At 52.0% G+C, this 22,300-nt stretch carries 21 protein-coding genes and 1 tRNA gene; 8 read left to right on the forward strand and 14 right to left on the reverse strand.

Annotated elements, in window-relative coordinates:
* The first annotated feature begins 644 nt into the window (after positions 1 to 644).
* The 4 genes from F4V61_RS09010 to F4V61_RS09025 all read left to right on the forward strand — a co-directional run bounded on the left by F4V61_RS09010 (position 645) and on the right by F4V61_RS09025 (position 3,203).
* On the forward strand, positions 645 to 1,223 hold the full coding sequence (locus tag F4V61_RS09010) for a tyrosine-type recombinase/integrase (RefSeq protein WP_024132134.1): 579 nt from the start codon (positions 645 to 647) through the stop codon (positions 1,221 to 1,223).
* The gene (locus tag F4V61_RS09015; protein ID WP_000236392.1) at positions 1,217 to 1,426 is read left to right on the forward strand and encodes a hypothetical protein; all 210 of its coding nucleotides are present in this window, start codon (positions 1,217 to 1,219) and stop codon (positions 1,424 to 1,426) included. Before F4V61_RS09010 ends, F4V61_RS09015 begins: the two co-directional genes overlap by 7 nt.
* 116 nt (positions 1,427 to 1,542) lie before the next feature.
* Positions 1,543 to 1,866, forward strand: a complete 324-nt coding sequence (locus F4V61_RS09020; protein WP_000816357.1) for a hypothetical protein — start codon at positions 1,543 to 1,545, stop codon at positions 1,864 to 1,866.
* 179 nt (positions 1,867 to 2,045) lie between these two features.
* A complete protein-coding gene (locus tag F4V61_RS09025) occupies positions 2,046 to 3,203 on the forward strand; it encodes a PAAR domain-containing protein (protein ID WP_079798890.1) in 1,158 nt (385 codons plus the stop codon).
* 810 nt (positions 3,204 to 4,013) lie between these two features.
* Here F4V61_RS09025 and F4V61_RS09035 read toward each other — a convergent pair.
* A tRNA-Gly gene (locus F4V61_RS09035) sits at positions 4,014 to 4,087 on the reverse strand.
* 79 nt (positions 4,088 to 4,166) lie between these two features.
* Positions 4,167 to 4,919, reverse strand: a complete 753-nt coding sequence (gene actS / locus F4V61_RS09040; protein ID WP_038397690.1) for an amidase activator ActS — start codon at positions 4,917 to 4,919, stop codon at positions 4,167 to 4,169.
* 270 nt (positions 4,920 to 5,189) lie between these two features.
* On the opposite strand from actS, the gene idi reads away from it, so the two are divergent.
* Positions 5,190 to 5,738 (forward strand): isopentenyl-diphosphate Delta-isomerase, encoded by a 549-nt coding sequence (gene idi, locus F4V61_RS09050; RefSeq protein WP_000133987.1) that lies wholly within the window; start codon positions 5,190 to 5,192, stop codon positions 5,736 to 5,738.
* A 71-nt stretch (positions 5,739 to 5,809) separates the two neighbouring features.
* On the opposite strand, the gene lysS is transcribed toward idi, so the two are convergent.
* The 5 genes from lysS to xerD all read right to left on the reverse strand — a co-directional run bounded on the left by lysS (position 5,810) and on the right by xerD (position 11,911).
* A complete protein-coding gene (lysS, locus tag F4V61_RS09055; RefSeq protein ID WP_000003336.1) occupies positions 5,810 to 7,327 on the reverse strand; it encodes a lysine--tRNA ligase in 1,518 nt (505 codons plus the stop codon).
* A gap of 9 nt (positions 7,328 to 7,336) precedes the next feature.
* Positions 7,337 to 8,435 (reverse strand): peptide chain release factor 2 gene (gene prfB, locus F4V61_RS09060; RefSeq protein ID WP_103143145.1). Its coding sequence is split into 2 segments (ribosomal slippage): positions 7,337 to 8,359 and positions 8,361 to 8,435, totalling 1,098 coding nucleotides; the frame shifts between segments, so codons are not numbered across the junction.
* Positions 8,436 to 8,538: 103 nt separating this feature from the next.
* The gene (gene recJ, locus F4V61_RS09065; RefSeq protein WP_079828655.1) at positions 8,539 to 10,272 is read right to left on the reverse strand and encodes a single-stranded-DNA-specific exonuclease RecJ; all 1,734 of its coding nucleotides are present in this window, start codon (positions 10,270 to 10,272) and stop codon (positions 8,539 to 8,541) included.
* A gap of 5 nt (positions 10,273 to 10,277) precedes the next feature.
* Positions 10,278 to 10,991: a bifunctional protein-disulfide isomerase/oxidoreductase DsbC gene (gene dsbC, locus F4V61_RS09070; RefSeq protein WP_080161281.1), complete on the reverse strand. Its 714-nt coding sequence runs from the start codon at positions 10,989 to 10,991 to the stop codon at positions 10,278 to 10,280.
* A 23-nt stretch (positions 10,992 to 11,014) separates the two neighbouring features.
* Complete coding sequence (xerD, locus tag F4V61_RS09075; protein ID WP_000434304.1) at positions 11,015 to 11,911, reverse strand: site-specific tyrosine recombinase XerD; 897 nt, start codon at positions 11,909 to 11,911, stop codon at positions 11,015 to 11,017.
* Positions 11,912 to 12,023: 112 nt separating this feature from the next.
* Between xerD and fldB the strand changes: the two genes are divergently transcribed.
* A complete protein-coding gene (fldB, locus tag F4V61_RS09080; RefSeq protein ID WP_001055880.1) occupies positions 12,024 to 12,545 on the forward strand; it encodes a flavodoxin FldB in 522 nt (173 codons plus the stop codon).
* 58 nt (positions 12,546 to 12,603) lie between these two features.
* On the opposite strand, the gene F4V61_RS09085 is transcribed toward fldB, so the two are convergent.
* Entirely contained in the window at positions 12,604 to 13,011 is a 408-nt protein-coding gene (locus F4V61_RS09085; RefSeq protein ID WP_000250983.1) for a protein YgfX, read from the reverse strand.
* Positions 12,992 to 13,258: an FAD assembly factor SdhE gene (gene sdhE, locus F4V61_RS09090; RefSeq protein ID WP_000354051.1), complete on the reverse strand. Its 267-nt coding sequence runs from the start codon at positions 13,256 to 13,258 to the stop codon at positions 12,992 to 12,994. The genes F4V61_RS09085 and sdhE overlap by 20 nt, the downstream gene beginning before the upstream one ends.
* Positions 13,259 to 13,507: 249 nt before the next feature.
* Between sdhE and ygfZ the strand changes: the two genes are divergently transcribed.
* Entirely contained in the window at positions 13,508 to 14,488 is a 981-nt protein-coding gene (ygfZ, locus tag F4V61_RS09100) for a tRNA-modifying protein YgfZ (RefSeq protein WP_038397688.1), read from the forward strand.
* A gap of 101 nt (positions 14,489 to 14,589) precedes the next feature.
* On the opposite strand, the gene trhA is transcribed toward ygfZ, so the two are convergent.
* Together trhA and yqfB are read right to left on the reverse strand one after the other, a co-directional pair.
* Positions 14,590 to 15,249, reverse strand: a complete 660-nt coding sequence (trhA, locus tag F4V61_RS09105) for a PAQR family membrane homeostasis protein TrhA (protein ID WP_000250284.1) — start codon at positions 15,247 to 15,249, stop codon at positions 14,590 to 14,592.
* A gap of 162 nt (positions 15,250 to 15,411) precedes the next feature.
* Positions 15,412 to 15,723: a N(4)-acetylcytidine aminohydrolase gene (gene yqfB / locus F4V61_RS09110; protein WP_001182982.1), complete on the reverse strand. Its 312-nt coding sequence runs from the start codon at positions 15,721 to 15,723 to the stop codon at positions 15,412 to 15,414.
* Between the two features lie 157 nt (positions 15,724 to 15,880).
* On the opposite strand from yqfB, the gene F4V61_RS09115 reads away from it, so the two are divergent.
* The gene (locus F4V61_RS09115; RefSeq protein ID WP_000737104.1) at positions 15,881 to 17,314 is read left to right on the forward strand and encodes a 6-phospho-beta-glucosidase; all 1,434 of its coding nucleotides are present in this window, start codon (positions 15,881 to 15,883) and stop codon (positions 17,312 to 17,314) included.
* A 121-nt stretch (positions 17,315 to 17,435) separates the two neighbouring features.
* On the opposite strand, the gene gcvP is transcribed toward F4V61_RS09115, so the two are convergent.
* From gcvP to gcvT, 3 genes are all read right to left on the reverse strand, one after another.
* Positions 17,436 to 20,309: an aminomethyl-transferring glycine dehydrogenase gene (gene gcvP / locus F4V61_RS09120; RefSeq protein ID WP_038397687.1), complete on the reverse strand. Its 2,874-nt coding sequence runs from the start codon at positions 20,307 to 20,309 to the stop codon at positions 17,436 to 17,438.
* A 287-nt stretch (positions 20,310 to 20,596) separates the two neighbouring features.
* Entirely contained in the window at positions 20,597 to 20,986 is a 390-nt protein-coding gene (gcvH, locus tag F4V61_RS09125; protein ID WP_000073209.1) for a glycine cleavage system protein GcvH, read from the reverse strand.
* Between the two features lie 25 nt (positions 20,987 to 21,011).
* Positions 21,012 to 22,106 carry a glycine cleavage system aminomethyltransferase GcvT gene (gene gcvT / locus F4V61_RS09130; RefSeq protein WP_058345972.1) on the reverse strand — a complete coding sequence of 365 codons (1,095 nt, stop codon included), beginning with the start codon at positions 22,104 to 22,106 and terminating at the stop codon, positions 21,012 to 21,014.
* Between the last annotated feature and the right edge of the window lie 194 nt (positions 22,107 to 22,300).

Consider the following 22,300-nt stretch of genomic DNA (forward strand, 5'->3'; position numbering starts at 1 on the left):
GCCAGACATCGTACAAAACAGCCCAATCAGCTTTCCTTTGATGTCAGACCATTACTCTGGAAAATTACCGGAGCAGACCTGACACAGATACATGGGTTTGGTCCTTATCTGGCACTAAAATTCGTTGAACGAGTTTTCTCGTTTTATTGTTATAATGTAACAACTTGATTTTTCCATGCCGAAACCAGCCAGTTAGTTAGCATTCTAATCATTTCGTCATACAATAAAGAAAATGGGAATTACTCTCATTTGCCGTGCAATTACGCCCTACTTCGATACACATCGGTAAAGTGTATTCTGCAACTCATTGATTCTATTCAATCAGAGCACTTTTCCATCACTTCACCGTGCAAACAGGAGTAACTCCCCGTCATAGAAAATAAATTTCTTGACAGAATCACAGTTTCATGAACCATGCGCATAAATGTAATTTCATTTATTTTTCAATCACTTAATGATATTTACCAATATCTGCGCCTGGAATTGGGGAAGCGCCTCGGGCGGTGTTCGATAGGTCAAGCAACCGCGTACACATTTTGATCTTTTTGTGCTCTTCTTAAATAAACGTATCGTACAACATGTTGAAAATTATCAAATTATTATCAATGATGCTTTCAACGAAACGAACAAGGGAGGATATGAAGATGAAAGGCATTAGCCAGGCGCTAAAGAGTGCAGACGAAGTTAAGGCAGTGGCGGCAGAGCTACAGCGCAATACCACCACCAACCTGTTTTATTGCTTGTGGGTGTTTATGTATGAAAGCGGTCTACGTATCTCTGACGTCCTCAAACTTAAGTATGAAGATGTAGAGGGGCAATCTCACCTCAAGGTGAAGCAGGAGAAAACGGGAAACGTAGTAAGGCCAAAGGTGACAGCCGCGATGCTGTCAGTGGTGGCGCAACGCAAGGGAGAGCAAGCAGATATGCCAGTGAAAACGGATTTCATCTTTAGCAAGGGCGATCTTCGTAGCAGAGGCAAAGCCGTAACTCGTAACACGGTATTCACTGAATTTGGGAAGATGGGAAGGAGAGCAGGATTCTCTAACGTGGGATGCCATACACCACGTAAAAGCCGTGGGCGCGTGATGTTCGATGCAGGGATGGCTATTGAAACTATCGCCCATTTCCTGGGACAGACAGATCCGCGCTCTACCATGTATTACATCGGGTATGGTCAGGATGTGCAGGACGATTTAACAGAGGAGTTTTCTTTAGAATGGTGATCAACCTGAAACGCTTAATTGTGCTGACGCTGTCGCTATTACCAGCCCTCGCCCACGCTGGGCGGATCACGTTAACGCTGACAAATGAACAGGAGACAGACAACGCGAAGATTTGCATCTACAGCAACGCCAATTACACGGAGACAGAGACGATCAGACCGTTCGAGCAGTGCAAATACACCTGGACATTCGAGGAGGACTAACCCCTTTACTGGTTGTTACGAAACATAATTTCGCTTAAGTCTAATACTTGTTGCTCATGTGGTTATTGCTTGTAAAATAGCTACTGAAATTATTTCCATAGCAAGTATAGGGACTTATGAAGCAATACACCAATGAACTCACCCCGCCCGTGCTTGCATCATTTAAGAATCCATTCAGTGCAGAGCAACTGGCAAACGCAGACGACGAACAACGCCAGATTTTCAAATCTCATGTTGAAGAAATGAAAGACCGTTCTTTACTGGCGATTTGGCGTTTTGCTACTACTGGAGCACTCACCCAGAACGGCGGGAAGATTGAGAAAGCCAGCGCCAATGACTCGTTTACGCTTGAGGACGGGAGTGAAGTTAATCGGGCAATGGTTGGTGATTACGTTGTTTACCCTGACGGAACACGCGCGAAAATCATCAACGGATCGTGATCGGTCAATACCAACGGCAACGGCGTTTCTTATGCTCTCGTAGGAAGTCAGCTTGATAACGGTGATGTGATCATCAGTACCCCACAAGATTATGCCCTCCTGTGCCAGTTAGACAACAGCCCCGCAATGCCAGCCGATTTTCTCGCTTCAGTCGCACTCTAAAATAAGGAGTTCAGAAAATGGCTATAGGCTTTTGGGTAGTACAGGGCGATAAAACAACATGCGGTGGATCGGTACTAACCGGACACCCGAAAGGGAAGCAGATTGGCCCGAATCTAAACAGACAAGCAACAGTAGGCTGCCAGGTATCCTGCGGTAAACACCCAGGCATTTTCAGCGTGGTTGGTGGATACCCTGGAGAATATATTCATGGGCAGTTAGCCGCCAGTACGATTTACAGCCGTTCGACCTGCCCGTGCAAGGCTTTTTTCATTGCCACCCATACTTTTATGAAACACGGCCCTTACCAGGAACCAGTGAGAGCTACCTCTGCACCAGTGGAAACAAAAGCCGTATCTGACCCAATGCAAGAGCCGGAACAACACGCCCAGGTAGCGAAGAAGCAAAACAGCTTTGCTGACACCTGCAAGCCAGAAGATAACCAGCTATTGAACGGTGTTTACATCTGGACTGAAACCACAGACGCAGGACATGCTTTCGTTTCCGTACATCAAGACAATTTGATTTACGTTTACACCTACGGGCGCTTTGGTCGAAAAGGCCCCGCCACATTAACAGGTGATGGGATTCTTAACTTCCTAACTGGCGATGATGCACGCCTTTACTATCGTGAAGAACTGTACAAATACCAAGCGAGAGTTTTTCAGATCGACGATGTTACTACGGAAGAAACCCGCAGAATTTTTGAATCTCTATGGAACTCCGGTAAAACACCAGTTTTCACGGAGGCGATGGGAGATCGTACTAAGCGGCGCGGAAAGGTAATTGACGTTTACGATCTCACCGACAGCAACTGCACAACTCACACAGTGCAGGTAATCAGAGAGGCAGGGACTAAAATCTTCGATACCAGCTACATATCAACAACAACGCAACTTCGTATCGACAATGAAGAAGATTTCACTATCCCTGTTTCTTTACAGCGTTACTTGACGGAGAAGAGCGGCGATCTGTCTTCAATGAACGTTATGGAAGTTACCAGCTCATTCAGAGAACAGCATGCGAACATCGAACACTTCAAGCCGAACTCTGAAAGCCTCACAGGACGAGTGGAGGAAGGGCTTGCGAACAGTGCGTCAACTGTTGGATCATCTTCGGGCTATTCTGGTGGCACGATTGGCGGCGTTTTAGGTGGTTCGTATGACATTGACGAATAGAGCAAAGGCTATCCTTAGATGGGGAGGCATTGCTTTAGTATTCGCCATCTACTCTATTGCCTTGATGATACCAGTGCTTGATTTTGGACTTACCCGGAAATACAACGGCCCCCCTTCAACAGGTCAGATGGAAGCCCGTTTATGTGAAGCGATCATAAATGACTTATCGCGGTCAGTGGATAACCTCTTAATTACTGCATTTGTCGGTAGCGCTATTTGCCTTGTTTTGGCCTTGCTTATCTTCAAGAAAGTGAGATGACCATCAAAGGCTGGAGAGATCCAGCCTTTCCCCTCCTCCCTGATTTTAGACAGTACAAGCCTAATGCCCGTTGGTGGTAAGACAACGCGCGGAGCCGTTAGGCGACAACATCAGGGTATGTCAGACAGTGAAGTTTATCAGGATGACCATGTACCCGAAGGAGCGAGGCCGAACCGCTGGCAGAGCCTGCATGTCGTGTGCAGGTACGAACACCACCATAAACCTGTTTATTCCCTGCAACGTCATCACGACGTGTGGCATGTGGGAGCATCGGCAAAAATGCGCTTCACTGAAAGGTTATGAGAATCAATGCCCGGATCAGGCTTTTCCTTCACGTTGGATTATCGCGGTGTGAGGTTGGAACTGCCGACGACGAATAGTTATACTCTCATTTCCATAGTAACTATCCGTGACAACTAACAGTGTACCTCTTGTTGGTAAATCATCGTTCAATGGTAGAACGATCACAGACAACTTATGTTAAGTAAGTTGTTGATAGCTAAACACATTAAGCCAGTTACTGGCGGTGTTTTGCAACAAGGGGAGAGATCTGGAGCGGGCGAAGGGAATCGAACCCTCGTATAGAGCTTGGGAAGCTCTCGTTCTACCATTGAACTACGCCCGCTTTGAGATGCGTAAGGCATTATAAACTTTACGCTCTGGTTGGCAAGAGACTGGCTGACCAACTGGCGATTAATTCGCCGTCAGCATTTCGGTTTACTCCCCTGCGGGGGCAGATAACGCAGCGGATCAATAGCCGTCGCCCGGTAGCGAATCTGGAAGTGCAGCCTTACGGATGCGGCATCCGTGCTGCCCATCGTAGCGATTTTTTGCCCCGCTTTGACGCTTTGTCCATTATTAACCAGCATGGTGTCATTATGAGCGTAAGCCGTAATGTAATCTTCGTTGTGCTTAATCATAATGAGATTACCGTAACCGCGCAGTTGGTTCCCGACATAGACAACTTTACCGGCCCCCGCCGCATACACAGGCGTCCCGCGCGCGCCCGCAATATCGATTCCCTTATTCCCGCCTTCCGCTGTGGAATAAGGTAAAATCACTTTACCGTTGGCAGGCCATACCCAACAACGCTGCCCCACCGGCGGCCATGAGGATTTTGGCACCGAAGATGACGGTCTGACTGCGGCAGTTTTTGTCGCTGTTTTATTGCTGGTTTTACGTGTTGAGCTGCTGCTCTTTGCGTTACCGCGAACTTTAATACGCTGCCCCACCTCAATAGTGTAAGGCGGTGAAATGTCATTCAGTCGGGCAAGTTCTTTCACGCTAGTTCCCGTAGCGCGCGATATACGATACAACGTATCGCCGCGCTTAACGGTATAGACGGAGCCGGAATACGTTCCTGAGCCGGAATTACTGGAACACCCCGCCAGCAGCAGCCCTGTGCATAACAGCACCGCAATACCCAGGCTATTTTTGTTCAGGCGTCCTGCGCTCAAAACTTTTCCTCGCTCTATTTACAGACGCCTTATGATAGCAGCCAAACGCCGTATGCCCAATCCATTGACGCCGGAAAGGGCCAGCGTGGATGATGATGCCGTTGATATCCGATATTCCAGCATAATATCGACTAACTGCACAATGATACTCGTCTGCGTTCTGTCAGGACTTGTTTTGGTAATGCCTTTCTGTCTCATATGGGCTACGCTGATCGTCTGACTATATGGCCCAGCCAGATTGCCGGGTCATTTTAATTTTCAGGAGCTTTCATGACTGAGGAACATGTCGTTTTATTGGATGAGCAGGATAAGCCTTCCGGCACACTGGAAAAGTATGCGGCTCATACTCTTAATACGCCTTTGCATCTGGCTTTCTCCTGCTGGCTATTTAACGAGGATGGTCAGTTGCTGGTGACTCGACGGTCGCTGAGCAAGAAAGCCTGGCCGGGGGTATGGACGAATTCGGTTTGCGGTCATCCACAACAAGGCGAAGCCATCGAAGAGGCGATCATCCGCCGTTGTCGGTTCGAACTCGGCGTAGAAATTACCGATCTCACCCCCATCTATCCGCACTTCAGCTATCGGGCGATTGACCCAAACGGTATTGTGGAAAATGAAGTCTGTCCGGTATTTGCCGCGCGGGCGACCAGCGTGTTGCAGGTTAACAACGAAGAGGTGATGGACTGCCAGTGGAGCGTTCTTGAGGATGTCTTACGTGGGATCAGCGCCACACCGTGGGCCTTCAGCCCGTGGATGGTCATGCAGGCTTCTGATGATAACGCACGTGAATTATTGAGCGAGTTTGCCAACGGCAATTGATTGCCGGATGGCGCTACGCCTGAACGAAGAGATGCCGGATGGCAGCTAATGCCCAATCCGGCAATTCACACTTATTTCACCGGACGCATCGCCGGGAACAGAATAACATCGCGAATCGTGTGGCTGTTAGTAAACAGCATCACCATACGGTCGATACCAATACCCAGACCTGCTGTCGGCGGCAGACCGTGTTCCAGCGCCGTCACGTAGTCTTCGTCGTAGAACATAGCTTCGTCATCGCCTGCGGCTTTCGCATTAACCTGATCCTGGAAACGCTGCGCCTGATCTTCCGCGTCGTTCAACTCGCTAAAGCCATTACCGATTTCACGACCGCCGATAAAGAACTCGAAGCGGTCAGTGATTTCCGGGTTCACATCATTACGACGCGCCAGCGGAGACACTTCAGCCGGATATTCGGTGATGAAGGTCGGCTGAATCAGATGCGCTTCAGCGACTTCATCAAAGATCTCGGTGACGATACGGCCCAGACCCCAGCTCTTCTCGACGTGAATGCCGATGCTTTCCGCAATCGCCTTCGCGGAATCGAAGTTGTCCAGATCAGCCATATCCGTTTCCGGACGGTATTTCTTGATCGCTTCACGCATGGTCAGTTTTTCGAACGGCTTGCCGAAGTCAAACACTTCATCGCCGTATGGAACCTGGGTATTACCCAGAACATCCTGCGCCAGCGTGCGGAACAGAGACTCGGTCAGCTCGATCAGGTCTTTGTAGTCCGCATACGCCATGTAGAGTTCCATCATGGTGAACTCAGGGTTGTGGCGCACGGAGATGCCTTCGTTACGGAAGTTACGGTTGATTTCGAACACGCGTTCGAAACCGCCAACCACCAGACGCTTGAGATACAGTTCCGGCGCGATACGCAGGTACATGTCCAGATCCAACGCGTTGTGATGGGTGATAAACGGGCGCGCTGACGCACCGCCAGGGATCACTTGCATCATCGGGGTTTCGACTTCCATAAAGCCGCGAGCAACCATGAACTGGCGAATGCCGGCCAGGATCTTCGAACGGGTTTTGAACGTGTTACGGGATTCATCGTTAGAGATGAGATCCAGATAACGCTGGCGATAGCGCGCTTCCTGGTCCTGCAGGCCGTGGAATTTATCCGGCAACGGACGCAGCGCTTTAGTCAGCAGGCGCAGTTCCGAGCAGTGGATAGACAGCTCGCCGGTTTTGGTTTTGAACAGCTTACCTTTTGCGCCGAGGATATCGCCAAGATCCCACTTCTTGAACTGCTCGTTGTAAACGCCTTCCGGCAGATCATCGCGCGCCACATACAGTTGGATGCGGCCGCCTACGTCTTGCAGGGTAACAAAAGAGGCTTTACCCATAATACGGCGAGTCATCATACGGCCCGCGACAGACACTTCAATGTTCAGCGCTTCCAGTTCTTCAGCTTCTTTCGCGTCAAACTCTGCGTGCAGTTGGTCTGAGGTACGGTCACGACGGAAATCGTTCGGGAACGGGATACCCTGCTCACGCAGCGCAGCCAGCTTCTCGCGACGTGCCTTCATTTCATTGTTAAGATCGACTACCTCGTCAGCGCCCTGTGCGTTTTGTTCAGACATGTTGATTCCTCATAGCCCTGCTTTCAAACTTGCTTCGATAAATTGATCCAGACTACCGTCCAGTACCGCCTGTGTATTGCGGGTTTCCACCCCAGTACGCAGGTCTTTAATGCGGGAATCGTCCAGGACATAGGAACGAATCTGGCTTCCCCAGCCGATATCGGACTTGGTGTCTTCCATCGCCTGTTTTTCAGCGTTCTTTTTCTGCATCTCCAGTTCATAAAGCTTCGCTTTCATCTGCTTCATGGCCTGGTCTTTGTTTTTGTGCTGCGAACGGTCGTTCTGGCACTGCGTCACGATCCCGGTTGGAATATGAGTGATACGCACCGCGGATTCTGTACGGTTAACGTGCTGACCGCCTGCGCCGGACGCGCGATAGACGTCGATACGCAGATCCGCCGGGTTAATTTCGATATCGATATCGTCGTCCACTTCCGGGTAAACAAATGCGGAGCTGAACGAGGTATGGCGGCGACCGCCGGAGTCGAACGGACTTTTACGCACCAGACGATGTACGCCGGTTTCAGTACGCAGCCAACCGTAGGCATATTCGCCGGAGATTTTAATCGTCGCGGACTTAATGCCGGCGACTTCACCTTCCGACTCTTCAATAACTTCCGTCTTGAAGCCGCGCGCTTCCGCCCAACGCAGATACATACGCAGCAACATGCTGGCCCAGTCCTGCGCTTCAGTACCACCGGAACCGGCCTGAATATCGAGATAGCAATCGGCGCTATCGTACTCGCCGGAGAACATCCGACGGAATTCCAGCTGCGCCAGTTTCTCTTCCAGCGTATTCAGTTCCGCGACGGCTTCGTTAAACGTCTCTTCGTCGTCAGCTTCTACCGCCAGCTCCAGCAGCCCGGAAACGTCGTCCAGCCCCTGAGTCATTTGATCAAGCGTATCGACGATCGCTTCAAGCGATGAGCGCTCTTTTCCCAGCGCCTGCGCGCGCTCGGGTTCGTTCCAGACATCCGGCTGTTCCAGCTCGGCGTTTACTTCTTCCAGACGCTCTTTCTTAGCATCATAGTCAAAGATACCCCCTAAGAACGTTGGTGCGTTCCGTGAGGTCCTGAATGCGGTTATTCACCGGGTTAATTTCAAACATGGCTGATTTCTTTTATTTGACTTGTCAAAATGCGGTTATAAGGGCGAAATATTAGCGGATTTCGCCCCTTAATTACAGCGAAAGTGTTGTTAAATCGCCCCGTTCATAGCGGCCAAATATCATCGATAATAATCTGTAAACTACGGTTGCCGCGAAACTCGTTAATGTCCAGTTTATAAGCCAGTTCTACCTCCCGCACGCCGTTATCCGGCCAGCAGGTAGTATCAATATTAAATGCGATGCCATCCAACAGCGGGCCGCCGCCGACGGGCTCCACCATCACCTTGAGGTGACGCTCGCCCACCAGGCGCTGTTGTAGCAGACGGAAACGGCCATCGAATAGCGGCTCCGGGAACATTTGCCCCCATGGTCCGGCATCCCGTAACAGTTGCGCCACTTCCATAGACATCTCCGCCGCGCTTAATGGACCATCGGAGATCACCTCGCCTTGCAACAGGGCAGGATCGAGCCATTCCGTCACCAGCTCGCCAAAACGTTGCTGGAACTGCTCGAATTTATGCTCTTCCAGCGACAATCCCGCCGCCATCGCATGGCCGCCGAACTTGATCATCAGATCAGGGTAAAGCGTATCCAGCCGTTCCAGCGCATCGCGCATATGCACCCCCTGAATCGATCGGCCTGAGCCTTTCAGCGTGCCGTCGCCCGCAGGCGCAAAGGCGATTACCGGGCGGTGAAAACGCTCTTTAATGCGCGACGCCAGAATTCCGACCACGCCCTGATGCCATTCAGGATGATACATCGCCAGACCGCCCGGAAGCGTTTCACTACTGCGCTCAAGCTTTTCGCACAGGATAAGCGCTTCCGCCTGCATCCCCTGCTCTATTTCTTTGCGCGTTTGGTTAAGCGCATCCAGCTCGCTGGCCAGAACACGCGCTTCGCCGAGGTTGTCGCACAGCAGTAACGCCACGCCGACGGACATATCATCCAGTCTGCCGGCGGCATTCAAACGCGGCCCCAACGCAAAGCCTAAATCACTGGCGGCAAGCCGTTGCGGATCGCGATTCGCTATCTCCAGCAACGCTTTGATTCCCGGTCGGCACTTCCCGGCACGAATACGACTTAGCCCTTGCCAGGTCAGGATGCGATTGTTGGCATCCAGCGGCACAACGTCCGCTACCGTTCCCAACGCCACTAAATCCAGCAGTTCCGCCAGATTTGGCGGCGCGATGCCGCGCTCGTCGAACCATCCTTTGTCGCGCAAAAATGTCCGCAACGCCAGCATCAGGTAAAACGCCACACCGACGCCCGCTAGCGCCTTAGAAGGAAATTCGCAGTCGCGCAGATTTGGATTAATAATCGCTTCGGCATCCGGCAACGTGTCGCCAGGTAAGTGGTGATCGGTCACGATCACCGGAATCCCCAGCGTCTTTGCATGCGCTACGCCTGCATGGGATGAGATGCCGTTGTCTACTGTGATAATAAGCTGCGCGCCGCGCGCCTTCGCCTGATCGACCACTTCCGGGCTTAAACCGTAGCCATCTTCAAAGCGATTAGGCACCAGATAACTGATGTTGTCACATCCCAACGCACGCATTCCCAACACGCTTAGTGCGGTACTGGTCGCGCCGTCGGCGTCAAAATCGCCGACAACAATAATGCGAATACCTTCGCGGAAGGCGTTGTAGAGGATCTCCACCGCGTTATCAATACCGCTAAGCTGCTGCCAGGGCAGCATCCCTTTCACGCTGCGCTCCAGTTCGCGGGCGCTGCGAACGCCCCGGCTGGCATATAAACGTCGCAGTAATGGAGGAAGATCGACGGGTAGATCCGCCGTCTCATCAGCCTCGCGCCGACGAAGTTGTCTCTGTTGTTTCACGCGTATTATTTACCACTGGTCTGTTTTTGATGCTCATCAAGAAACGCTTTCATCTCTTTCGGTCCCTGATAACCAGGCACCACATAGCCGTTACTCAATATAATGGCTGGCGTACCGCTAACGCCCAACTGCACGCCCAACGCATAATGATCAGCAATGTTCACATCACAGCTTGCCGGTTTCACGCCCTTACCTGCCATCGCATCATCAAACGCTTTGTTTTTGTCTTTGGCGCACCAGATAGATTTCATATCCTGCTCTGCCTGGCTTTCCAGCCCCTGGCGCGGGAAGGCCAGATAACGTACCGTGATCCCCAGCGCGTTATAATCTTTCATCTCTTCATGTAGCTTATGACAATAGCCGCAGGTGATATCGGTAAAAACAGTAATGACATGTTTCTCATCCGGCGCTTTATAGACGATCATCTCTTTTTCCTGCGCATTCAGTTGGCTCATCAACAATTTATTCGTCACGTTTACCGGATGTGTGCCGCTCACGTCATACATCGGCCCCTGAATAATATGTTTGCCATCGTCAGTGACATACAGGACGCCGCTGTTAGTGAGGACGGTTTTCATGCCAGCCACTGGCGATGCTTGAATTTCCGTGCTTTGAACGCCCAGCTTAGCCAGCGACTGACGGATAGCCGCATCATCCGCATGGGCCATTCCTGAAAACGCCGCCGCCAATAAGGTGAACATCATAAAACGCTTTTTCATAAACTATCCTTTCCTGTCAGCACTCATGCCCGCGGGTGGTGCTGTTGATGAAGTTGACGCAAACGCTCCGTTGCGACATGGGTATAAATTTGTGTCGTCGAAAGATCGCTATGCCCGAGTAGCATCTGTACGACACGTAAGTCGGCGCCGTGATTCAGCAAATGCGTGGCGAAAGCGTGACGTAAAACGTGGGGCGATAGTTTTTCGCTATCAATTCCAGCCAGCACCGCATAATGTTTAATACGGTGCCAGAAGGTCTGCCGTGTCATCTGCTGCGCACGCTGGCTGGGGAACAATACGTCAATCGATACGCCATTAAGTAACCAGGGACGCCCATGCTCCAGATACGTCTCCAGCCAATACACCGCCTCTTCGCCTAACGGCACCAGCCGCTCTTTATTGCCTTTACCGATAACCCGCACAACGCCCTGCCGCAGACTGATATCGCTCATTGTCAGCCCCACCAGCTCCGACACGCGCAGTCCGGTGGCGTACAACACTTCCAGCATGGCTTTATCACGCAACTCCAAAGGTTGCTCAATAAGCGGTGCCTGCAAAAGCCGTTCAACCTGCGCTTCGCTAAGATCTTTCGGTAAACGCTGCGGAAGCTTAGGCGAGGCCAACTGCGCGCTCGGATCATCCTCACGATACTTTTCACGATACAGATGCTGGAAAAAACGCCGCATAGCGCTTAACAGGCGCGCGGAGCTGGTCGCTTTGTATCCGCCCTCGACCCGTTCAGCCAGCAGCGTTTGTAAATCATCAGCCTGCGCCGTCGCAAGCGTTTTTCCACGATGGCGCAACCACGCGACGACCATCGATAAATCGCGACGATACGCGCTTAATGTATTTTCCGCCAGATTTCGTTCCAGCCACAGGGCATCCAGAAACTGCTCAATACGCGCTAAATCCTGTTCCACTCGCGCCCCCTACTTCATGCTTACTTTTGGTGCATTATGCCTCATTGTGCCGTGAATGCAGCGATTCTGTTACACTACCCGCAACGCTATAGCAGAATCGAGATGTAACGTAATGAACATGGGTCTTTTTTACGGTTCCAGCACGTGCTACACCGAGATGGCCGCAGAGAAAATTCGCGATATTCTCGGCCCGGAGCTGGTGACATTACATAACCTCAAGGATGACGCCCCCGCTCTAATGGAGCAGTACGATATGCTCATTTTAGGCATCCCGACCTGGGATTTTGGCGAAATTCAGGAGGACTGGGAAGCCGTCTGGGATCAATTAGACGATCTCAATCTGGAAGGCAAAATCGTTGCGCTGTATGGTATGGGCGACCAGCTCGGCTACGGCGAGTGGTTCCTGGATGCGCTGGGCATGTTGCATGACAAACTTGCCCTAAAAGGCGTTAAATTTGTCGGCTACTGGCCCACCGAAGGCTACGAATTTACCAGCAATAAACCTGTCATTGCGGATGGACAACTGTTTGTCGGCCTGGCGCTGGATGAAACGAACCAGTACGATCTCAGCGATGAGCGTATACAGGCCTGGTGCGAACAGATTCTCAACGAAATAGCTGAATACTACGCCTGAAACCTTATCCACTACGCTTGCCTCTCGACGGAACCGGTTTTGCGCCGTTCCGTCAGTGTTAGCGCGATATCGGTTGCTGTAACATTATCCGACGCAACTCACGCCATTCCGCTTCTTCCATGCTATCAGCCGCCAGCCATAAATGCTGATGGCGTCCAGACTCAGCGCGTAAACGCAACACCATCCCGCTCTTCAGTAACCAGGGCGGACGCAGGAGCGTCCAGTCCTGCCCCTGCCAGCGTAAGCGCCCGTCCATCAGCAGCTTGATCTCTCCCTGACAGGTATTAATCCGGCGCTGGCTACGTACGCAGTCAAACACGACCAGCGACAGTAGCATCATCCACAACGGGGTATAACTCAGCGGCCAGGGCATCAATAAAATCACCGCGGCAACCAACCCGTGAATGAGTAATGAGATCCACTGAGCGCGCCATGAGACGCGTAAATCAGATTGCCACTGGACCACGTTCCCGATTCCGTGTCTGAATGAGTCGTACCATCTGTTCCAGCTCAGCGTCAGCCGGCTTACCGTGATTCATCAACCAGTTAAATAAATCTGGGTCATCATTCTGCAACAAACGGATAAAAATACGCTTTTCTCCGTCGCTCAAACTATCGTACTCATGTTCAAAGAACGGCATGATGGAAATATCAAGTTCGCGCATACCGCGACGACATGCCCAGTGAATACGTGCTTTATTGTTAATATCCATGTTCTTCCTGCCTCGCGAAAATGAAGTACCGGGCTATTGTAACGTGTTTTTGGCGTTGTTTTACGGGAATCTCAGTAATCTGGACCGTGATCGCGAAATAAAAAGTAGGGAATCAATATGTTCACCTATTTTGGATACCGCCTCGCAAAACGATCAATCCGCCCGCAATAGGCTATTTAAAGCGCTTGCAATGGGCTATGGCTCTTTTAACATTAATCATTATTGTTGCAGCTAACCAGGACATTATTTATGGCTTTTATCTCCTTTCCGCCACGTCACCCTTCAGCGTCTGCCCGCCTGCCGCTGACGCTGATCGCGCTTGACGACTGGGCGCTGGCGACCATTACCGGCGTAGACAGTGAAAAGTATATTCAGGGCCAGGTCACTGCTGACGTGAGCCAGATGACAGAACAACAACACCTTCTCACCGCCCACTGCGATGCTAAAGGTAAAATGTGGAGCAATCTGCGCCTGTTCCGTGAGCGTGAAGGGTTTGTCTGGATTGAGCGCCGTAGCGTGCGTGAGGCGCAATTAACGGAGTTGAAAAAGTACGCCGTATTTTCCAAAGTGGTTATCGCGCCGGATGATGACCGCGTACTGCTTGGCGTAGCAGGGTTTCAGGCTCGCGCGGCGCTGGCGAATGTTTTTAGCGATCTGCCCAACAGCGAAAACCAGGTGGTCAGAGACGGCGCGTCCACGCTGCTGTGGTTTGAACATCCTGCGGAACGATTCCTGCTTGTCACCGATGTCGCTACAGTAAATATGTTAACGGAGAAGTTGCACGGCGAAGCCGAACTGAATAACAGCCAACAGTGGCTGGCGTTGGATATTGAAGCAGGCATTCCTGTGATTGATGCAGCAAACAGCGGTCAGTTTATCCCCCAGGCGACTAATTTACAGGCGTTGGGCGGCATCAGCTTCAAAAAAGGCTGTTACACCGGCCAGGAGATGGTCGCGCGGGCAAAATTCCGCGGCGCCAATAAACGCGCGCTTTGGTTATTGGCAGGCAAAGCCAGCCGAGTGCCGGAGGCAGGAGAAGATCTGGAGCTACAGATGGGCGAGAACTGGCGTCGTACCGGTGCTATTCTGGCTGCGACGCAGTTAGACGATGGTCAGTTACTGGTTCAGGCCGTAATGAATAACGATTTAGAGGCCGAAAGCGTTTTCCGCGTTCGAGACGATGTCAATACTCTGCATATCATCCCACTGCCCTACTCGCTGGAGGAGTGATAGCGCGTTAAAACCGGATCCCCTGATGGCGCAGCATTTATCCGGCCTGCAAGAATCTGTTCTTGTAGGCCGGATAAAGCGCTTGTACCGGCACTAGGCAATTACGCCTGACCCACGTACAAATAAATTGCCAGGAAGTGGCACACGCTGCCACCCAACACAAAACCATGCCAGATGGCGTGGTTATATGGTATGCGTTTGCAAACATAGAAAATCACGCCCAGCGAATAGACCACGCCGCCTACCGCCAGCAGCGTTACGCCCCCTATCGCCAGCTTAATCGCCAGTTGATAAACCACAATCAGCGACAGCCAGCCCATTGCCAGATACGTGACCAATGAGAGCACTTTAAACCGGTGCGCAATCGTCAATTTGAAGAGGATACCGAGTAGCGCCAGACTCCAGATAACAATCATTAGCCCGCGCGCCAGCGGCGAATCCAGACCTACCAGCAAAAATGGCGTATAGGTTCCGGCAATGAGCAGATAGATAGCGCAGTGATCAAATTTCTTTAACCAGAGTTTTGCCCGTTGATGGGGAATGGCATGATACAGCGTTGAGGCGAGAAAAAGCAGGATCATGCTCCCGCCATATAAACTGTAGCTGGCGATGGCCGTCATACCGGCATTCGCATCTACCGCCTGAACCAACAGCAGCACCAGACCGACAATACCAAATACCAATCCAATGCCGTGGCTAATACTGTTGGCGATTTCTTCAGCCAGCGAATACCCCTGCGCCATTAATGGTTTTTGCACCATAACTTACTCCGGAGAAACGTTCATAGTGATGAACTGCGCCTCTAGCGTAACTGAGAATGGTTCCAGTGAACACCTGTTAGCTAAAATAAACTCATAAAATTAAATTACACTTATTATTCAAAACGTTAAACAAAAAATTCAGCTAAAAAATGTTCATTCTTATCAGAGACATTTAAAATCAATCACATAAAACTGCATCTGATTGGGATAAATTTCAGCAATTACACGTTTCAGTTCATCAAGCGACATATTTTCCTGCTGCGCATGTTTTTCGTTCAGCGTGTCCAGCGTCACGGTTGACGTCCCTGTCACTTCTATTGTGCAAAAATAGCCATCATCTTCGAATCGTCCCACACGTAACACATCACCGGCTTTAAAGTGGGACTCAGAGGCATCGCGAATCGTGATGGTTTTACGCCCTGTCAGAATGTCATTCTGGAAACGTTGAAAGAAAGTGATATCATTTGGCTGCATGTAGTTATTCCCTGAATATGAACTCTGAAGTGAAAGTTGCGACCGTGAGTTTGTTCTCGCCCCGACACGTGAGGACTCCAGAATTTTGCGTACGCTTTAAATGCTATTTGGTGCAGAATGAATGATAACAGACCAGATAAATTGAGATTATGCAACCTTGAAAAAACTCACCTTGCCAAAAGATTTTTTATGGGGCGGCGCGGTTGCCGCACACCAGGTCGAAGGCGGCTGGAATAAAGACGGTAAAGGTCCCAGCATCTGCGACGTGTTAACCGGTGGCGCACACGGCGTACCACGGGAAATCACCCAGCACGTCGTTCCTGGCAAATACTACCCGAACCACGAGGCGGTCGATTTTTACGGGCATTACAAAGAAGACATCAGGCTTTTCGCCGAAATGGGGTTCAAATGCTTCCGTACCTCTATTGCCTGGACGCGTATCTTCCCGAATGGCGACGAATCCCAGCCAAATGAAGCAGGTCTGAAATTCTACGACGACATGTTTGATGAGTTGCTCAAATACAACATCGAACCGGTCATCACCCTCTCCCACTTTGAAATGCCGCTACATCTGGTACAGCACTACGGCGGCTGGACCAATCGTAAAGTCGTCGATTTCTTTGTCCGTTTTGCTGAAGTGGTGTTTGAACGCTACAAACATAAGGTCAAATACTGGATGACCTTCAATGAAATCAACAATCAGCGTAACTGGCGCGCGCCGCTGTTTGGCTACTGCTGTTCCGGCGTGGTGTATACCGGGCATGAGAATCCAGAAGAGACCATGTACCAGGTATTACATCATCAGTTTGTCGCCAGCGCGCTGGCGGTAAAAGCGGCCCGTCGCATTAACCCGCAGATGAAAGTCGGCTGTATGCTGGCGATGGTCGCGCTGTACCCCTTCTCCTGTAAACCGGAAGATGTGATGTTTGCTCAGGAGTCGATGCGCGAACGCTATGTCTTTACCGACGTCCAACTGCGCGGCTACTACCCACGTTACATACTCAACGAGTGGGAACGCCGCGGTTTTACCATCAAAATGGAAGAGGGCGATATAGAAACTCTGCGCGAAGGCACCTGCGACTATTTAGGCTTCAGCTACTATATGACCAACGCGGTCAAAGCCGAAGGCGGTAGCGGCGATGCGATTTCCGGGTTTGAAGGCAGCGTGCCTAACCCCTACGTCAAAGCCTCTGACTGGGGCTGGCAGATTGACCCGGTGGGCCTGCGCTACTCATTGTGTGAGCTGTACGAACGCTATCAAAAGCCGCTATTTATCGTCGAAAACGGCTTTGGCGCATACGATAAGGTTGAAGAGGACGGCAGCATCAATGATGACTATCGAATTGACTATTTGCGCGCGCATATTGAAGAGATGATGAAGGCTGTAACCTGGGATGGTGTGGATCTGATGGGCTACACCCCATGGGGCTGTATTGACTGCGTTTCGTTCACTACCGGTCAGTACAGCAAGCGTTACGGCTTTATCTATGTGAACAAGCATGACGATGGCACCGGCGATATGTCACGTTCGCGTAAGAAAAGTTTTAACTGGTACAAAGCGGTGATCGCCAGTAACGGCGAAAAACTGTAAAAAATAGCCGGATGGCAGCGAAAACGCCTTATCCGGCCTACAAAATCGCACTATCAGGCCGAAAGGCCGGGTGGCGACTACGCCTTACCCGGTCTACAGAACTTTGCTACAGCGGTCGTAATTACTGGTATTCGCTCATCGGCACGCAGGAGCAGAACAGATTACGGTCACCGTACACATCATCAAGGCGTTTCACGGTCGGCCAGTACTTGTTCGCCACGCCCGCAGGGAAGACGGCAACCTCACGGCTGTAACTGTGATTCCACTCCGCCGCCAGCTCATTTTGCGTGTGCGGCGCATTCACCAGCGGGTTATCTTCCAGCGGCCACTCACCGGCTTTCACGCGTTCGATTTCCGCGCGAATCGCCAGCATCGCATTGATAAAGCGATCCAACTCCGCCTTACCTTCAGATTCCGTCGGCTCTACCATCAGCGTACCCGCGACCGGGAAGGACATGGTTGGCGCATGGAAACCGTAATCGATTAAGCGCTTGGCAATATCCAGCTCGCTAATGCCAGTTTCCTCTTTCAGCGGACGAATATCGAGAATACATTCGTGCGCCACGCGTCCATCGCGACCGGTATACAGTATCGGGTACGCATCTTTCAGGCGACTGGCGATATAGTTGGCGTTCAGAATCGCCACCTGGCTCGCCTGTTTTAACCCCTCCGCGCCCATCATGCGGATGTACATCCAGCTAATCGGCAGAATGGAGGCGCTGCCGAACGGCGCCGCAGACACTGCGCCCTGCCGAGTCAGCATCCCTTCAATTTGCACCACGCTGTGACCCGGCACAAACGGCGCCAGATGCGCTTTAACGCCGATCGGTCCCATCCCCGGACCGCCGCCGCCGTGCGGAATACAGAAGGTTTTATGCAAATTGAGGTGCGAAACGTCTGCGCCAATAAAGCCCGGTGAGGTAATGCCGACCTGGGCGTTCATGTTCGCGCCGTCAAGATACACCTGACCACCAAACTGATGAACAATGTCACACACGTCACGGATCGTTTCTTCGTACACGCCGTGCGTAGACGGATACGTCACCATGATGCAGGAGAGATTGTTGGCGTGCAGTTCCGCTTTCGCGCGCAGATCCGCCAGATCGATGTTGCCGTTCTTATCGCACGCTACCACGACCACCTGCATTCCCGCCATATGCGCGGACGCTGGGTTGGTGCCGTGGGCGGAAGCCGGGATCAGACAAATATCGCGATGTCCTTCGTTACGGCTCTCGTGATAGTGACGAATCGCCAGTAGTCCCGCATATTCCCCCTGCGCGCCGGAATTCGGCTGCATACAGACGGCGTCGTATCCGGTCAGCTTCACCAGCCAGTCAGAAAGCTGGCTAATCATTTGCTGATATCCTTCCGCCTGTTCCGGTGGGCAGAACGGATGCAACTCGGCGAATTCCGGCCAGGTAATAGGGATCATTTCAGCGGCGGCGTTCAGCTTCATGGTGCAGGAACCCAGCGGGATCATCGCCTGATTCAGCGCCAGATCTTTACGTTCCAGCGAATGCATATAGCGCATCATCTCGGTTTCGCTGTGGTAACGGTTAAATACCGGATGCGTCAGAACCGCATCGTCGCGCAGCATACTTTGCTGAATAGAGCGACTGTCAAGCGCCACGTCTTTATCCAGCGTTTCAATATTCAGGCCGTGATCATCGCCCAGCAATATCGTAAACAGTTGCAGAACATTGTCACGGGTAGTGGTTTCGTCCAGGGTGATGCCCACCGCGTTATGGATGTCGCTGCGCAGGTTAATTTCAGCCGCTTCCGCACGCGCCAGCACGGCGGCTTTGTCCGCCACCTCCACGCACAGGGTGTCGAAATAATGCGCGTGGCGCAACTTCAGCCCTTTTTGTTGCAGGCCCGCCGCCAGAATATCAGTCAGCCGATGGATGCGCTGAGCGATGCGCTTCAATCCAACCGGGCCATGATAAACGGCATACAGGCTGGCGATGTTGGCAAGCAAGACCTGTGAAGTGCAGATATTAGAGTTCGCTTTCTCGCGACGGATATGCTGCTCGCGCGTCTGCATCGCCATACGCAACGCGGCGTTGCCCGCCGCGTCTTTTGAGACGCCAATAATACGGCCCGGCATGGAGCGTTTAAATTCATCGATCGCGGCAAAGAACGCCGCGTGCGGGCCGCCGTAACCCATCGGCACGCCAAAACGTTGCGCAGAGCCAAAAACAATATCCGCACCCTGTTTACCCGGCGCGGTAAGTAGCACCAACGCCATAAAATCGGCGGCGACGCTGACGATCACTTTACGGGCTTTGAGTTTGCTAATCAGCGCGCTGTAGTCATGAATTTCGCCCGTGGAGCCCACCTGTTGCAACAACACGCCGAATACGTTCTGATGATCCAGCGCTTTTGCCGCATCATCGACAATCACGTCAAAGCCAAAGGTTTTGGCGCGGGTGCGGACGACATCCAAAGTTTGCGGATGTACATCAGAAGCGACAAAAAAACGGTTGGCATTTTTCAGTTTACTGACGCGTTTAGCCATCGCCATCGCTTCAGCGGCGGCAGTCGCTTCATCCAACAGCGAGGCGGAGGCCATGTCCAGTCCAGTCAGATCCAACGTCACCTGTTGGAAGTTGAGCAGCGCTTCCAGACGCCCCTGAGAGACTTCCGGCTGATAAGGGGTGTAGGCGGTATACCAGCCTGGATTTTCCAGCATGTTACGCAGGATAACTGGCGGTAACTGCACGGCGGTATAGCCCATGCCAATGTACGACGTGAAGCGCTTGTTACGGCCCACGATGGCTTTTAATTCCGCCAGCGCGGCATATTCGGTTGCCGCCTCGCCAACCTGCGGCGGGGTCGCGAGCTGAATGTCTTTCGGCACGATTTGGCCTATCAGCGCGTTTAATGACTCGGCGCTTACGGCATTCAGCATCTCTTGCTGCTGCCCTGCGTCTGGTCCAATGTGGCGTTCAATGAAAGCGCCGCTGTTTTCAAGCTGGCTTAACGTCTGTGTCATGGGCGATGGTTCCTGAAACGTGCAGTGAATCGTATTTGTCAGACTACGTTGCCCGGTGGCGCTGGTGCTTACCGGGCCTGAGCATATAAAACGAATACGCAAAATCATTCGCGTTGCAGGAAGGCGACGACGCAGAAAACCCCCAGTCGCTTAAATAAGTAAGGGACTGGGGTGAGCGAAGACAAACCGGCTACGCCGGTTTGAACAGCGCTTGCGCTGGCCCCGAAGGGGCGAGGCCTCAGGCCGAGTAAAGCCAACGCGCCTGCAACGTGAAGGATGAAGCGTAATTACTCGTCTTCGAGCAGGGCTTCGTAGGCGGTGGCATCCAGCAGGGATTCCAGCTCGCTTTCATTGCTGGCTTTGATTTTGAAGATCCAGCCGTCGGCATACGGTTCGCTGTTCACCAACTCCGGGGAGTCGCTCAGCGCATCATTTACCGCCACGATCTCGCCGCTTACCGGCGCATAAATGTCGGACGCCGCTTTTACGGACTCCGCCACGGCGCAGTCGTCGCCCGCGCTCACGGTTGCGCCGACTTCCGGCAGATCAACGAAAACCATATCGCCCAATAGCTCCTGAGCGTGTTCAGTAATACCTACGGTGTAAGTGCCGTCCGCTTCTTTACGCAGCCATTCGTGCTCTTTACTGTATTTCAGTTCTGCGGGTACGTTGCTCATCAATTAATCTCCAAAAAAGGATGAATCACGCGACGGCTTTGCCGTTACGCACAAAAACAGGTTTAGTCACTTTTACCGGCATTTCACGGTTGCGAATTTGTACAATCGCCGTCTCGCCGATGCCTGCAGGAACACGCGCCAGCGCAATGCTGTAGCCAAGCGTAGGGGAAAACGTCCCGCTGGTGATAATGCCTTCTTGCTGATTGCCCTGCGCATCGGTAAAGCGCACCGGCAGTTCATTACGCAATACGCCTTTCTCGGTCATCACCAAACCGACAAGCTGCTCGTGGCCTTTTTCACGCTGCATCTCCAGCGCCTCACGGCCAATAAAGTCGCGGTCAGTCGGTTCCCAGGCGATAGTCCACCCCATATTAGCCGCCAGCGGAGAGATACCTTCATCCATCTCCTGGCCGTACAGGTTCATACCGGCTTCCAGACGCAGCGTATCGCGCGCGCCAAGACCGCACGGCTTCACACCCGCTTCCACCAGCGCACGCCAGAAATCCGCCGCTTTTTCATTCGGCATGGCGATTTCATAGCCCGCTTCGCCGGTATAACCGGTCGTAGCGATAAACAGATCGCCCGCCTGTACGCCAAAGAACGGTTTCATCCCTTCCACCGCGTTACGCTGCTCCTCGGTAAACAGCGTGGCCGCTTTTTCCTGCGCATTCGGTCCCTGTACCGCAATCAGCGACAGGTCGTCACGAACGGTGATATCAATGGCATAAGGTTCGGCATGTTGGGTAATCCAGGCGAGATCTTTTTCACGGGTGGCGGAGTTAACAACAAGACGGAAGAAATCTTCAGTGAAGTAGTAGACGATAAGATCATCAATCACCCCGCCCGAGGCATTGAGCATACCGGAATAAAGCGCTTTGCCGGCTATGGTCAGCTTCGCCACGTCGTTTGCCAGCAGATAACGCAGAAACTCCCGTGTGCGGCTACCATGAAGATCGACAATGGTCATATGCGATACATCAAACATCCCGGCATCGGTGCGCACAGCGTGGTGTTCATCAAGCTGGGAACCGTAATGCAGGGGCATCATCCAGCCATGAAAATCGACCATGCGGGCGCCGCATAGCGTGTGTTGTTCGTACAAAGGCGTCTGTTGAGCCATCTTTTCCTCGTTGAATTAGCGGGGGCTAACAACCATTTTCATGGGAAATCTTCGCCACGAAACCTGGCATCGACGCCCTTTATCCTGCGTCGACGCAAACGTTCTCTTGTCCCTGAACTTACCACCGAACCAGACACTAAACCATAAGGCTGAATTTATCATCACATTAGCTTATGATTAAAAAATGCCAAAAG

Source organism: Salmonella enterica subsp. arizonae, from assembly GCF_008692845.1.
Taxonomy (GTDB): domain Bacteria; phylum Pseudomonadota; class Gammaproteobacteria; order Enterobacterales; family Enterobacteriaceae; genus Salmonella; species Salmonella arizonae.